This is a genomic window from Caballeronia sp. LjRoot31 (genome assembly GCF_964253885.1).
Taxonomy (GTDB): domain Bacteria; phylum Pseudomonadota; class Gammaproteobacteria; order Burkholderiales; family Burkholderiaceae; genus Caballeronia.
The window spans coordinates 1,281,899-1,296,475 of sequence record NZ_CAXURX020000001.1; the positions used below are offsets into that span (position 1 = coordinate 1,281,899).

The following is a 14,577-nucleotide window of genomic DNA, read 5'->3' on the forward strand; positions in this document are numbered from 1 at the left end:
CGGGGCGCTGCCCCGGTCATCACTCCGGCAGGTTGATGAGGCTCGCGTCCTTGCGAATCAGGAGCGACGCCGTCAGCATCTGCTTGCACTGATGCGCAAGCAGCTTCAGATCCTGGACGGTATCGACCGGGATATCCTGGGCACGCTCCGCACCCACCACCATTGAATCCAGTTCGCGCGTGAGTAGCTTCGACTGCTCGGCTTGATCTTCGGGAGCGGGCACGCCGTTCTGCGCCTGCGTTAGATTGTCGCGGATCACGGTCAGCGCGCGCTGCACGGGTTGCGCCGCGTGTCCCGCGGCAGACTTCCCTACCGATTGCAGCAACGGCCCCGCCGCAGTGATCTGTGACGCGAGCACGTGGCTGCGGATGAGCAGGTCGTTGAGTTCGGGCACGAACTTTTGCTGCGCTTTCGGTTCGAGCATCATGCGCTGAAACGCCTGGGCGAGATTCGCAAAAGCTATATGCACGTTTTTGCGCGCGAGGCGGTAGCGGAAGTCGCTGTCGAGCGCCTCTGCTGCAATGGCCGCCGCGGCGGAGGCACCTGAAATGGCGGTCGCGGCCGCGCTTTCGCCGGTGGCTTTTTTCTTCGATGCGGCGGCCGGGGGCTTGCTGCTCGTTTCAATGACGGCCGGTTGATATGAGGTCTTCGCTGCCGCGCCCGCGAGCGTCTGGGCCGGACCGTCCGCTTGCTTCATGGGCGCAGGAGATTGTGCTTCGCCGGACGTGTTTATGGCTGACGCGACGACCGCTTGGCTATCGACGTTTGCGGTTATCTCGTCGTTCGCGAGGCCTGCAGCGTTGCTTTCGTTCGATACCATTGTCTCCGCCCGAACGGTTGCCCGGTCGCTCATGATGGGTGAAGGCCCCGCGTCATCTTCACTTGCCAAGCTCCGGGACGCATTCCCCGTTGCCGCGAGTTCCGTTTCGCCGGCTTCCACCCGCGCAAGCGCGGCCGTTGCGGCTTGCGCTGTTCCGGCGTTGGCATCGGCGAAAAGATTGGCGTCCGCCGTGCTCTTCGCTTCAGCGTGAGTGGAGGGCTTGCCGCTCCACCACCAGCTTGCCTCGAGATAATTTCGCATTGCGCCGATCATGTCGCGCACCTGTTTGCCCATCAGCCGGTATTCCCAGTACGGGAAGAGATGACTGGCGGCAATCGCGATGGCGCATCCGACGGCGGTGTCGATGGCGCGTTCGCCAATCAGCCGCATGCCACCCGGCGCGAGCAGGTGCAGCATCAGCAGCACATAAGCCGACGTGAACACCACGCTTGCCGTGTAGTTGAACAGCAGCAGGCTGTAGCTCATGACCATGCAGGCGAACATGGCGACCAGCAACACGTGCGGGTCCTTCACCACCAGGATCAACCCGACGCACGCCGTACAGCCGATAGCCGTGCCGATAATCCGCTGGACATTACGCTGTTTGGTAAGCGAATAACCGGGCTTGAGAATGATGACCGTCGTCATCACGATCCAGTACGCGTTGGTGAGCGGCAGCAAGCGGCCGAGCCAGAATCCCACGCCCACCGCGATGGTCACGCGCAGTGCGTGCCGGAAGCTCGGCGAGGCCATGGTCAGGTTCGAAAAAATCTGCATGAACGGCACGCGCCGGCTCGACACAAAACGCGACAAGGTTGGATCGACGCGAATCACCGTTTCCGTGATGCTCGGATCGTGCCGCGTCTGGCGACGCATTTTGTCGATTAGCCGTGTCGCACTCCAAAGTCTCCTGAAGGCAGATGACACCGCCGAATACGCTTCCGGATTTTTGTGCGGAACGTCGTGCCGGCGCATCTGGTCGAGTTCGTATTCGATCGCGCGCAACTCGGCCTTCACGTTGATTCGTGCCCGCGCCGGCCGGTTTTGCAGCACGGCCAGGCCGATGTCCTCGAGATCGAGCGCGGTCTTTCTCATCAGGTCGCGATAGAAGATCAGAATGTCCGCACCGCCGAACGTGTTGCGCACGAGCGGGTAATCGGTGTGCGCCCCCACGAACATCTCGTGCAAGTCGACCACGTTGATGAAGAGGTTGAAGAGCATGACGCGGCGCGCATCGAGCTTGCCGCTTCTCAATTTCGGCAGGTTGCGCAGCACGATGTCGCGGGCCGCGTCCTGGCGCTCGACAGCCGCGATCTGCTTTTCGATCAGCTTTCGGTAACACTCGTCGAGATTGGCGTCGAGATCGTAAAAAGCCGAGCGCGCGAGCAGATACTCGGCGCAACTGAACACGCTTTCAGCCAGCGCCTGGCGCTCGATCCGATACACCAATGAGCGGCTGACAAAGGTTGCCCAATAGGTGTACCAAAGACCGCCGAGCAGGATCCACGACGCGTTGACGAGCGCCTGCATGGGCGTGAAATGATCCTCCAGCGTCACGATCATCATGAAGAGCGTGGCGAAGCTGATCTGCGGCCAACGGTTGCCGTACACCACCACCAGCGACAGCACGAAAGTAAGCGGCACGACGGCCAGCCACAGCGTCACAACGTTCGCGCTTGCGATACCGGTAGCCAGCGCCGACAGGAAGCCGATCACCGTACAGGCGAGCATCTCGTTGTGCTTGTACTTCAACGGCCCCGGCATATCGACGACGCTCGCGCCCAGCGCGCCGGTCGCAATGGTGAAGCCGAGTTCACGATTGTGAAATACAGTCAGCATCAGGATGGCCGGCAGCGAGACGCCGAGCGCGATCCGCAAGCCACCGAAGAAGTACTGGCTATAAATGAATTTTCTGATTTCTAGCGAGTAACGCATCGACTTCCTAATTTGCTGCCCGGGTATCTTCGGGGTGTCTCAGGTCCCGCCATGGTCTCGGTATGCCACGTCGGGGCACTGGACCTGACTTAATGTGGGTTCGAGTCTAACCCAACTCCACGGTATCCAAACCTAGGCCGTTCGGACGAATTCCGGTTAAGAACGGCCTTTGCTATCCTGTCGTTTCACCTCGCGACACGTCCGTGGCCTTGGCCGTTCGAGCTGTTGCCTTTCATGCCCAATTAGCAGGATCCATGCTCGAACTTTTCTATTCGAATCGCCATGAAACGCTGTCGCAGGCGCTGCTCGACGACGTCGCCGCGTTCGCGCTGAATGGCGGCGATCCATTTGCCAGCCAGACGATCATCGTGCCGAGCGCGGCAGTGCGCCGTCGGCTCGAACTGGACATGGCTGCCCGCTTTGGCATTTGTGCAAACGTGGACCTGTGTTATCTCGCGCAGTGGTTGTGGGCGAGGATCGGGGACGTATTGCCGGTTCCCGAGCATTCGCCGTTTGCGCCCGACCGGCTGGTATGGCGTTGTTTCCGGCTGCTTGGCGCAATGACGGAGGCGGCTCCAGAGAGTTCGTCGCGATTGCGCGCCTACCTCGACGCCGCCGACGACTCCATGCGCTATGAACTCGCGCGCCGTATCGCGACCGTGTTCGATCACTATCTGACGTATCGGCCGGAATGGCTGCTGCACTGGCAGGCCGGCGGGTCGATCCTGGCGTCGGCCGGCGGGGCAATCGATGCGAACGGTCCGCGCCTGCCGAACGCCACAGAAATCCAGCGCGAGGACGAGCGCTGGCAGGCCGCGCTATGGCGCGCGCTGCTCGCCGATCTCGCACAAAATGCTGACGCTCATGATCCCACGCCGCCCGCGTACCGGTTCCTGACTGAATCGCCGAAACTCGATCTCGACGCCGTGATGAAGGCCGAGTGGCCGGAGCGCGTGAGCGTGTTCGCGTTGCCGACCATGCCGCCATTGCATATCGCGTTGCTGCGCGAATTGTCACGATGGATCGACGTACGTATCTATGCCATTGATCCATGCCGCGAGTTCTGGTTCGACATCGTGAGCGAAGCGCGGGTGGAACAGCTCGAACTGGCGGGGAAGCTGGACTTCCAGGAGGTGGGCCATCCGCTGCTCGCCGAATGGGGCCGCCAGACGCAGGCGCAATTACACATGCTGCGTGAACTCACGGAGAGCGCGGCGTCGCGGGAAGCCAGCCATTTCGAGGAGAATCCCGGGCCGACATGGCTCGCTCATGTGCAGAACGCGATTCTCAACTTGAACGGAGTTTCCGAGCCCGGCGAAGCGCTTGAACCCGGTATCGAAATTCATGTGTGCCATAGCTTGTCGCGGCAGCTTGAAGTGTTGCACGACCGTTTGCTTGGCTGGTTCGAGGAAGTGGACGGGCTGCAGCCGTCGGACGTGCTCGTGGCGTTTCCGGATCTCGCGGCGGCGGGTTCGCTCATCGACGGGGTGTTCGGCACTGCGCCCGCTGGCGTGGCCGGTGAGCGCCGGCGGATTCCGTATCGGATTACGGGTTTGCCGCCTTCGCAGGCGAACCCGGTCGCGCGCGTATTGCTCGACTGGCTGGCGTTGCCTGAACGCAGTGTGGGCGCGCCCGAGTTGATCGAATGGTTGCGGGTCGACGCGGTCGCGGCGCGTTATGGCATAGACGCCGTCGCGCTGGAAACCGCGCAGACGTGGCTTGCGGCGGCCGGTGCACGCCGCGGGCTCACGCCGTCGGCCGTCACTGCCGCCGACGTGCCTCCTGCCCGTCATACCTTCTCCGATGCCCTCACGCGGCTGTTCCTCGGCTATGCGCTGCCCGACGGCGGCGCTCCTGTCGACGAATGGCTGCCGGTTGGCGGCGCGCAAGGGTCGGATGCGGAATTGCTCGGCCGATTGACGCGATTTATTGACGATATTGACGCGTTCGGCGAACGTATAGCCACCGCGCGTACGCCGCAGGCCTGGACGCAATTGTTGCTCGACGCGCTCACGCAGTTCTTCGACGCCGGCCTGCCATTCGCGGACTCAATCGCCGACGTTCGCTCGACGCTCGACTCGCTGATGCTTTCCATGAGCGAAGGCGCTGTCGACACTGAAATTGCTGCCGACGTGCTGCGAACGGCGCTCACCGACGCACTCGACGACGCCGCGCGTGGCGGTGTCCCATGGGGCGGCGTGACGTTTTCGTCGCTGACGAGCTTGCGCGGGTTGCCGTATCGCGTGGTCTGCCTGCTCGGCATGGACGACGGCATGTTGCCGAGCCTCGCGCGTGCCGACGAATTCGACCTGATGGCGAGTTTTGGCCAGCTCGGTGACCGGCAACGCCGCGACGACGAACGCAATCTGTTCCTCGACTTGCTGTTGTCGGCGCGGGACCGCTTGATGATCGCGTACACGGGACGCAGCATTCGCGACAACGCCGCGCTGCCGCCTGCTGCGCTGATCGACGAATTGCTCGACTATCTGGCGGAAACGGTGGCGGGCGAGGGTGCAACGCCGAACGAGCTCGAGAGCGCGCGCAGCCGTTTCGTATTCGAGCATCCGTTGCAGCCGTTCGCGCCCGAGTACTTCAGCGCGCCGCTGTTCACCTACGAGCCGGAGCGCGCGGAACTGGCGCAGACGCTCGCGCTCGGCAGGATTGAACCGTCGATGAAATTCTTTAGCGGGCCGTTACCGGCGGAAGAGGTGGAGCCCGTTGCATTCGACGATTTCGAGCGTTTCTGGCGTCATCCGGCGCGCGCTATCTTGCGTGATCGGCTCGGCATCTCGCTCTTCGACGCTGAGACCGAACTCGGTGATACCGAACCGTTCGAGCTCGAATATCCGGGCCGCGCGGCATTGGCCGATCGAGTGCTGCCCGCGCTGCTCGCACTCACCGACGACAATGAAGTCCGCGGGCTCGATCGTGCGCGGCGGGTCGCGCGTGCGAGTCCTGAAATGCCAGGCGGCGCGACGGGCGGTGTGTGGCAATCGCGGGAAATCGGCGCGTTGCATTCGCTTGCCAATCGGGTGCGGGTTGCGACGGGGGAAGGCGCGGCGCGCTTGCCGTTCACGCTGGATATCGAGCCACGTTGGCCGGATGCCGAGTTGTTCGGCCGCCACGACGCTACGTTGCAAGCCGACGCTTTGCAGCCGCTGCAGCTTCACGGCACTTTGAATTTGCTCACCGACGAAGGCCAGATTATTTATCGATACGACGTGCCGCGCGCTCGCGACTACCTCTCTGCATGGCTTGCACATCTTGCGTACTGCGCCGCGCTGCCCGATGGCCCTCGACGCACGGTATGGCACGGGCGCGGCGCGCAATCGAGCGGCTTTGAATTGACGCCCGTCGACGATCCTCATGCACACCTGGCAACGCTCGCTGCGTTGTATCGCGCCGGGCGGCGGTTGCCGCTGCGGTTTTTTCCGAAAAGCGCGTGGACATGGGTCAAGGAAAGCGAGTCCAAGGCGCAGGGCGTGTGGGTGTCCGACAGGACGCGTGGCGAGTCGGACGATCCCGCGTTGCGCATCGCGTTTCGCGGCGCTGAACTGAGACTCGATGAAACCTTTGCCACATTGGCCAGGATCGTCTTCGAGCCGTTGATCCAGCACATGCGGAGCGACGCATGACGCGTATCGAAACAACCACCACACTAACGGCCGACATGGCTGATGAACTCGACGTCTTCGAGTGTTCGCTCGATGGCGTGAGCCAGATTGAAGCATCGGCGGGAACGGGGAAGACGTGGAACATCTGCGCGTTGTACGTTCGCCTTCTGCTGGAAAAGAAGCTCGCCGCTGACGCAATCCTCGTCGTCACCTTCACGAAGGCTGCGACCGCTGAACTGCATGAGCGTATCCGCTCGCGGCTCGTCCAGATCGCGCACGCGATGGAAACCGGTGACACCGCGGACGACGCATTCCTTGAGCGCCTGTTCGAGACCACGCTTGAACGCGTTGATCCCGACGAAGCGCTCAAGCGCATCAGGATTGCCCTGCATACTTTCGATCAGGCCGCCATCCACACGATCCACGCGTTCTGCCAGCGCGCGTTGCAAGAGGCGCCGTTCGCTGCAACCATGCCGTTCGCGTTCGAACTGGAAGCCGACGACAGCGCGTTGCGCTTCGAGATGGCAGCGGACTTCTGGCGTGAACGGGTCGAGCCGGTTGCCGCGCGGGATTCATCGTTCGCCGCGTGGCTTGTGAGCAAACGCGCAGGACCGGCATCGCTTGATGCACAGCTTTCGCGCCGGCTGAAAAAACCGCTTGCCACGTTGCGCTGGGGGGAGTCGGAGCTCGCCCACCGAGAGGACGCGCAAGCGTTATTCGATACGGCGTGCGCGGTGTGGCATGCCGAACGCGACACCATCGTGCAATTGCTGATCGACGCCGAAGCGAAGCTCAGCAAGACCACGCACAAGCGCACGCTGATCGATGCGGCGATTGCCGCGTGGTCCGACTATTTCGCCGACAACGATTGTCACGCCGCGCCGCCGAAAGAAGCACTGAAGCTCACGGCGAGCGCGTTGAAGAAAGGCACGAAGGTGAAGAACGAGCCACCCTCGCATGTTTTCTTCGATCACGCCGAGACGCTTGCCGCTGCGGCGGCTGCCGCGGAAGCGGCGCAGCGCGCGGCATGGCTTGGCACTGTGCGCGAGTGGCTCGACTACGCGCCGCTGGAACTGGCGGTGCGCAAGCGGACGAGGCGCGTGGTGTCGTTCGACGACCTGCTGTCCAACCTGTATCAGGCGCTCCACGCCAATCCGTGGCTCGCCGATGCACTTCGGGCACGTTATCCGGCTGCCTTGATCGATGAGTTCCAGGACACGGACCCGCTGCAGTTTGCCATCTTCAACAGCATCTTCGCGCCACAAGGGCCGTTGTTTCTGGTCGGCGATCCGAAGCAAGCCATCTACAGTTTTCGTGCCGCCGACCTGCATACGTATTTGACGGCGCGCAAGCGTGCGTCGGCAAGATATACCCTTGCGGTTAACCAGCGCTCGACTGAGCCGATCATCGACGCCTGCAACCGCATTTTCAGCGCAAATCCGGCGGCGTTCATCCTCGATGGATTGACCTACCAGCCGGTGCGCGCGGGCACGCGCGAGCGCAAGCCGTTCAATGACAACACAGCATCGGCCGCGTATTCCGATACCGCTGATTTCTGCGTGTGGATGTTGCCGCAAGGCGATTCGGCGCTGTCGAAAACGAACGCCAACCGCCAGGCGGCGGAGGCTTGCGCCGCGGAGATCGTGCGGTTGTTGCGCGGCGCTCAAAACGGCGAAGTAACGATCGGCGACAAACCCTTGTCTCCCGGCCAGATTGCGGTGCTTGTGCAGACACATCGGCAGGGAAGTCTCGTCAAGCGGGTGCTCGCAAGCTGGGGCGTGGGCAGCGTGGAACTGGCGCAGGCATCGGTATTCGGTTCGTTCGATGCTGAGCAGATCGAACGATTGCTTGCCGCCATCGATACCCCCGGCGACTTGCGCCGCTTGCGTGCAGCGCTTGCAACGGACTGGCTCGGACTCGATGCCGCCGCGTTGTGGAGCATGGAGCACAGCGAAGCGGTGGAAGAATCCGCAGCGACCGATGCCATGAGCTGGGTCGAACGTTTCTCGCGTTACCGGATGCTATGGCACGAGCGCGGTTTTGCGGTGATGTGGCGCACGCTCGCACGTGAGCTGCTGATCGCGCGGCGTCTTGTCGTCGGTCCGGACGGCGAGCGCCGCCTGACCAACGTCAATCATCTGGCCGAGTTGATCCAGGCACGTGGCGCGGTTCAACCTGGCATTGCGCCCACGCTGCGCTGGCTAGCCGCGCAGCGCGCGGAGCAGGGCGGTGGAGAAGATGCGCAGTTGCGGCTCGAGTCCGATCGCAATCTCGTGCAGATCGTCACGGTGCACAAATCGAAGGGGCTGGAATATGCGGTCGTGTTCTGTCCGTTCCTGAACGATGGCGCGCTACGCGACCCGCCGTCCACAGGACTGCCCGATGCCCGCGAATACCACGACGACGGCGCGGCCATCTTGCATTACGGCTACACCGACGAAGAGGGTGAACGCGCGTCCGCACTCGCCACGCGCGAGCAGGCCGCCGAACGCGCGCGGCTCGTGTACGTTGCGCTCACGCGCGCGGTGTACCGGTGTTATCTGGTCGGAGGCGTGTATCTGATCGGCAAATCAGCGAAGGAATCGCGGCGCAGTGTGCTGAACTGGCTGGTCGCAGGCGCGGGCCGCGAGTTCAGCGACTGGCTCACTGAACCACCCGAAGAAGACGACGTGATCGGAAGCTGGCAAGCGCTTGCGACGGGCTCCATCTCCGTCGAACCCTTGCCTGTGATCGACGTGCGTGAACCGCTCGTTGTGAAACGCGACGCGGGTTTCACGCCGCAGCCGCGAACCAGTCGTCGCGTGTTGCGTGACAGTTGGCGGACCGCCAGCTTCAGTTCCATGATCGCTGCCGGCGCTCGTGAGGAATCGAATCAGGCGCAGCCCACCGACGAACGTCCTGACCACGACGGGCGTATCGACGCAATAGCGGCGCTTACAGTGGTGATGCCGATTGAAACGCCGTTGCCTCCGATCCAACTCGATACCGACGATATCCTCTTATTCCCGCGCGGCCCGTCGGCGGGCGAGTGCCTGCACCGGATGTACGAGCTCGCTGATTTCACGGACTTAGCCACATGGCCCGAAGCGATCGAGCGCGCGTTACATGAACATCCCATTCCTGTTTCTGCGTCCGACAGTCTGGCTTCCAACCTGCCCGAGATGATGGCGCGTCTTCTCGCCGATACAGTTGCAACAGAACTCGTACCCGGCATGCGCCTCGATACCATCGCCACCAAGCGGCGCATGAATGAACTCGAGTTCCTGTTCCCGGCGGAATCGCTGGATTTCACGGCGTTGCGGCGCGTGCTCGTCGCGCATGGCTTCCCGGATGTCGCGCTGGAAGCCGGAACCTTGCGCGGCTTCGTCAAGGGGTTTATCGACTTGATCGTCGAGCATGAAGGGCGTTTCTGGATCGTCGACTGGAAGTCGAATCATCTTGGGCTGACGCCCGCCGATTACGACGAGCAATCTCTCGACGCCGCAATGGCCTCGCATGCCTATCACTTGCAGGCGCTCTTTTACACGGTTGCGCTGCATCGGTATCTGCATTTGCGGCTGCGCGACTACGCGTTTGAGCGGCACATTGGCGGTTATCTGTATTTGTTCGTGCGCGGCGTACGACCCGATTGGCGCGATGGTGACAAGCCGGCGGGGGTGCATGTGGGCAAGCCATCACTGGAACTGATCGAGGCGATCGATCGACTGATGCAAGGAGTTGCCGCATGAACGCGCCCGACCTGACTCTTGTTTCCGACGACAGCATTGCGCTCGCTGATGGATTCGCGCGCCGGATAGGCGGGTTATCGAAGCGCCTTCAGGGAAAAGTCGACAACGTCCGCTGGGCCCAGCGCGCGGCGTTTGCAGTAAGCCGCGCGACGACCCAAGGGCACGTGTGTATCGCGCTCGATGCACTCGCGCAGCGGTACGGTGAAACTGCCGGTACGGTACACGCCGCGTTGCTGGCAAGCGGCGTGGCGTGCGATGGCCATGAAGCTGCCGCAGACCTGCTGCCGCTTGTCATCGATTCAAGCCGGCGTATCTATCTCGCGCGGTATTTCGACTACGAACGGCGGCTCGCGCGGGCGCTGGTCGAACGTGCCCAGGTGTCTGCCGATGCGCCGGATCCGGCTGAATTGAAAGCGCGCGTAGGGCGCTATTTCGCGGAGTCAAAGAACGACGATGACAACATCGACTGGCAACGCGTGGCTGCGCTCGTTGCGTTGTCAGGGCGTCTCACCATCGTGAGCGGTGGTCCGGGAACGGGCAAGACAACGACAGTTGTCGGCGTGCTCGCTTGCCTGCTCGACGAAAACCCGGCTTTGCGCATCGCGCTCGCGGCGCCCACGGGCAAGGCGGCGCAGCGCATGCAGGAGGCGCTGGTCGAACGCGCCAATGTGTTGCCGCCAGAGTTGGCCGCGCGTTTGCCGCGTACGTCGTTCACGCTGCAGCGTCTGCTCGGCACGCAGGGGAACGGGCGCTTCCGGCATCATCGCGACAATCCGCTGCCGTTCGATGTGATCGTGATCGACGAGGCGTCCATGATCGATGTCGCGCTGGCCGCGCATCTTCTCGAAGCGGTCGCACCCGGTGCGCGCCTCGTGATGCTTGGCGACAAGGATCAACTTGCCGCCGTGGAAGCGGGCGCTGTGTTCGCTGAATTGAGCGCGCGGCCGGTTTTCAGCGATGCAGGCGCGACGCGGATCGCTGCAGCGCTGTCGATGCCGGCCGCGCGGTTCATCGCCGAGTTGCCGAGCGACCAAGAGGGCGACGTTGATGATCAGGCCGCGCTGCTTGAAACCGAACCCATGTGGGTCGACGAACCTGGTTACCTGATCCCGGACGACGATTACAACGTATCGGCCGGCCTGTCCGAAGTCGACTGGCATCCGGCGGCGCCTGTTGCAGTCGATCAAACCGCGACAAGTCCGTTGACCGATTGCGTCGTGTGGTTGCAGCGTAATTATCGGTTCGGCCTGGATTCTGATATTGGCAGGTTGTCGGTCGCCATCCGTCGCGGTTCCGTTGACGACGCGCTTGCCGCCTTGACGCTCAGTAGCCAGGACAACCCAACGAAAGCGGCGCTGCTTATCGACGATACGGGGCCTCATTTATCCGAGCGCACGCTGGCGCGCCTGAACGCCGGTTTCGAACCGTACGCGCGAATGCTCGCCGAAACGCTCGAAGCGGGAACCGGGGCAGCACCGCTTTTCGATGCGCTCAACCGCTTTCGCATCCTTGCCGCCACGCGTCGCGGGCCGCGTGGTGTCGATGAAATCAACGCGCGTGTATCAGCGTGGGTTAGGGCGGCTGCATCGGTCACGCTGGGCGCGGGCGCTCAATGGTTCGCGGGGCGGCCGGTGATCGTGACGCGCAACGACTATGCGCTGGGCGTGTTCAACGGCGATATCGGCATTGCGCTGCCGGCGGCCAGCGGCGCTATGCAGGTCTGCTTCCGGATGGCCGACGGCACGTTACGGATGCTCTCTCCCGCCGCATTGCCGCCCCACGACACGGCATTTGCACTGACGGTCCACAAATCGCAGGGCTCGGAATTCGATCACGCCGCGCTGGTATTGCCGAGTGCGTTTGGCCGCATGTTGTCGCGGGAACTGGTTTATACGGCGATCACGCGGGCGCGTAGCCGCATAGAGGTGATCGGCTCGACGGACGTCTTCGCGCAGGCCGTCCGGACACCTACGCGGCGTGACTCGGGTCTGGCCGCGCGCATTGCGGAGGCGGCATCGTGAATCATACGATCGAGTATGTGATCCAGCCGAACGAGGTCGAGCTGAGCGCCGTGCGCGCACAGGGGGCGGGCGGCCAGAACGTCAACAAGGTGTCGAGTGCGATTCACCTGCGTTTCGACATCCAGGCGTCGTCGCTTCCGGACACGATCAAGATGCGCCTGCTTGCGTTACGCGACAGTCGTATTACGCGTGACGGGGTGATCATCATCAAGTCGCAGGAACACCGCACGCAGGACATGAATCGTGCAGCGGCGCTTGCCCGGCTCGACGAGATGATCCAGCGCGTCAGCGTGACACGCCGCACGCGCGTGGCGACGAAACCTACGCGGGCGTCGCAGTTGCGAAGGGTGGATGGAAAAGTGCGGCGAGGCGCGGTGAAGGCAACGCGCGGACGCGTAGTGGGGGAGTGAGGCGCACCAGCCAGTCTCAAGTCCATCTCGAATCTCGTCTCGAAGCCCATCTCGCACGGTGATCCGCTTCGAGCCCGCGGCCAACGATTGATGATCCCCTTCGCCGGGTTCGTCCCGATCCGCGCGACGAGATCCATACCGGCTAACAACCCATCTGCGCCGCCTCATGAATGTCGGTTCCGGCCACCCGCAATCACGCACGGCCGGAACTCAAACACTTCCGCGCCGCCGCTCAGCCACATGGGGCGCCAAGTCCGGCCACCCGCATCACGTGCGGCCGGAACACTGACGTTTACAACAACCCAGCAAGCAGCGAGACCGCCGCCCGCTTCCCCCTCAATGCGGAATCATCCACGTCAGCACATTTTGCTGCAGCCAGACCAGCACGCCGAGCAGCACCGTCAGCAGGATGGAGTGCTTGAACGTCTTCGCGAAAACCACGCCTTCCTTGCCTTTCAGTTCCGTGGTGGCTACACCTGTCGAGATGTTCTGCGGCGAAATCATCTTCCCCATCACGCCGCCCGATGAATTCGTGGCGGCCATCAGGATGGGATTGAGATTGAGCTGCCGTGCCGCGACCACCTGCAGATTGCCGAACAGCGCATTACCCGATGTATCGCTGCCGGACAGAAAGACTGCCACCCAGCCGAGGAACGCCGACACCAGCGGGAAGAATGCTCCCACCGACGCCACCCCGAGGCCCAGCGTGTAGTTCATTCCGGAGTAGTTCATCAGGTACGCGAGCCCGACAATGGTCGCGACCGTCAAAATGGCGATGCGCGTCTGCACCCAGGTATCCACGATTGACGCACCGAACTCGCTCGCCGGCAGCCGTACGATCAGGGCGGTAATGATCGATGCCACCAGGATCGCGGTGCCGGTCGCGAGCGGCTGAAAGTCCCAGATCGCGCCGTATGGCTGGTTATAGAGCGTGATGAAAACAGCTTTGTCGAGGCCCGGCCACGGCACCTTGACATCGCCGATCAGGAAGATCTTCGCGATCGTCCACACGATCACCACCACCGACACCACGATCCACGGCACCCAGCCCTGCCCGCCGGAAAGCTTGCCGCGGACCTGCGCCGCCCGATCCACGTTGACGGCGAAGCGCTCGTCCGGGGCAGGCTTCCAGACGCGCAGGAACGCAATCGTGAGGATCAGCGAAACCATCGACGCGAGCACGTCGGTGAGCGAGTAGCTGATGTAGTTCGCCGTGACGAATTGCGTGAGCGAGAACGTGCCACCGGCCACCAGCAGCACCGGCCAGATCTTGAGCATGTTGCGAAAGCCCGCGTACACGCCGATCACATAGAACGGCAGCAGCAGCGCGAAGAACGGCAACTGGCGGCCGACCATCTTGGCGAGCAAGTCGGGGGAGAGATGGGTCACCGCGCCGAGCACGGTGATTGGCACGCCGAGCGCGCCGAACGCGACCGGCGCCGTGTTGAAGATCAGTGTGAAGGTGAGCGCTTCGAGCGTCGGAAAGCCGAGCAGGATCAGCAGCGAACTCGTAATGGCGATCGGCGTGCCGAACCCGGAGATGCCTTCCAGGAGCGCGCCGAAGGAGAAGCCGATCACGACTAGCACGATGCGCCGGTCGTTCGGGAGGTTATCGATCATCCATATCCGGAACGCTTCGAAACGGCCCGAACGCTGCGCGATGTTATAGAGCAGGATCGCGGTGAAGACGATCCACATGACCGGCCAGACGGCGAACACGGCGCCTGCCGCGACGGAATCAATCGCCAGGCCAACGGGGAAGTGCCATACCGCGATGGCTACCACTATGCCAACGATCAGTCCGGCGAGCGACGCTTGCCAGGCAGGCCGGCGTGCCCAGCCGAGCAGGGCCAGCACGACTGCGATAGGCAGCACGGCGACGAGAAAGGACAGGCCGAGTGAGCCGCCGACGGGCGTCAGAATCTGGTGAAACATATCGTCTCCTGGTTTTTATTCTGCTGGACGCGCGGCGTTTTCTCCGGTCATGGCGACCGGTACTAACACCCCCGTGAGCTCGGTCGCGTTGCAATAAGCGCGCCGCCGCTCGAC

The 14,577-nt window shown here is 62.9% G+C and carries 6 protein-coding genes; 4 read left to right on the top strand and 2 right to left on the bottom strand.

The window, feature by feature from the left end; translation table 11 throughout:
• Window positions 1–19: 19 nt before the first annotated feature.
• Window positions 20–2,755 (bottom strand): FUSC family protein, encoded by a 2,736-nt coding sequence (locus ACSQ8V_RS05550; RefSeq protein WP_436205122.1) that lies wholly within the window; start codon window positions 2,753–2,755, stop codon window positions 20–22.
• A 254-nt stretch (window positions 2,756–3,009) separates the two neighbouring features.
• Here ACSQ8V_RS05550 and recC point away from each other — a divergent pair, with 254 nt between their 5' ends.
• The 4 genes from recC to arfB are packed head-to-tail and all read left to right on the top strand — an operon-like array spanning window position 3,010 to window position 12,528.
• A complete protein-coding gene (gene recC / locus ACSQ8V_RS05555; RefSeq protein ID WP_436205123.1) occupies window positions 3,010–6,390 on the top strand; it encodes an exodeoxyribonuclease V subunit gamma in 3,381 nt (1,126 codons plus the stop codon).
• On the top strand, window positions 6,387–10,097 hold the full coding sequence (recB, locus tag ACSQ8V_RS05560; RefSeq protein WP_436205124.1) for an exodeoxyribonuclease V subunit beta: 3,711 nt from the start codon (window positions 6,387–6,389) through the stop codon (window positions 10,095–10,097). The genes recC and recB overlap by 4 nt, the downstream gene beginning before the upstream one ends.
• Window positions 10,094–12,118 (top strand): AAA family ATPase, encoded by a 2,025-nt coding sequence (locus ACSQ8V_RS05565; RefSeq protein ID WP_436205125.1) that lies wholly within the window; start codon window positions 10,094–10,096, stop codon window positions 12,116–12,118. The genes recB and ACSQ8V_RS05565 overlap by 4 nt, the downstream gene beginning before the upstream one ends.
• Window positions 12,115–12,528, top strand: coding sequence for an alternative ribosome rescue aminoacyl-tRNA hydrolase ArfB (gene arfB / locus ACSQ8V_RS05570; RefSeq protein WP_235210661.1), 414 nt, complete (start codon window positions 12,115–12,117; stop codon window positions 12,526–12,528). Before ACSQ8V_RS05565 ends, arfB begins: the two co-directional genes overlap by 4 nt.
• A gap of 336 nt (window positions 12,529–12,864) precedes the next feature.
• Here the strand turns inward: arfB and ACSQ8V_RS05575 are convergent, their stop codons facing one another.
• On the bottom strand, window positions 12,865–14,463 hold the full coding sequence (locus tag ACSQ8V_RS05575; RefSeq protein WP_213763410.1) for an L-lactate permease: 1,599 nt from the start codon (window positions 14,461–14,463) through the stop codon (window positions 12,865–12,867).
• Between the last annotated feature and the right edge of the window lie 114 nt (window positions 14,464–14,577).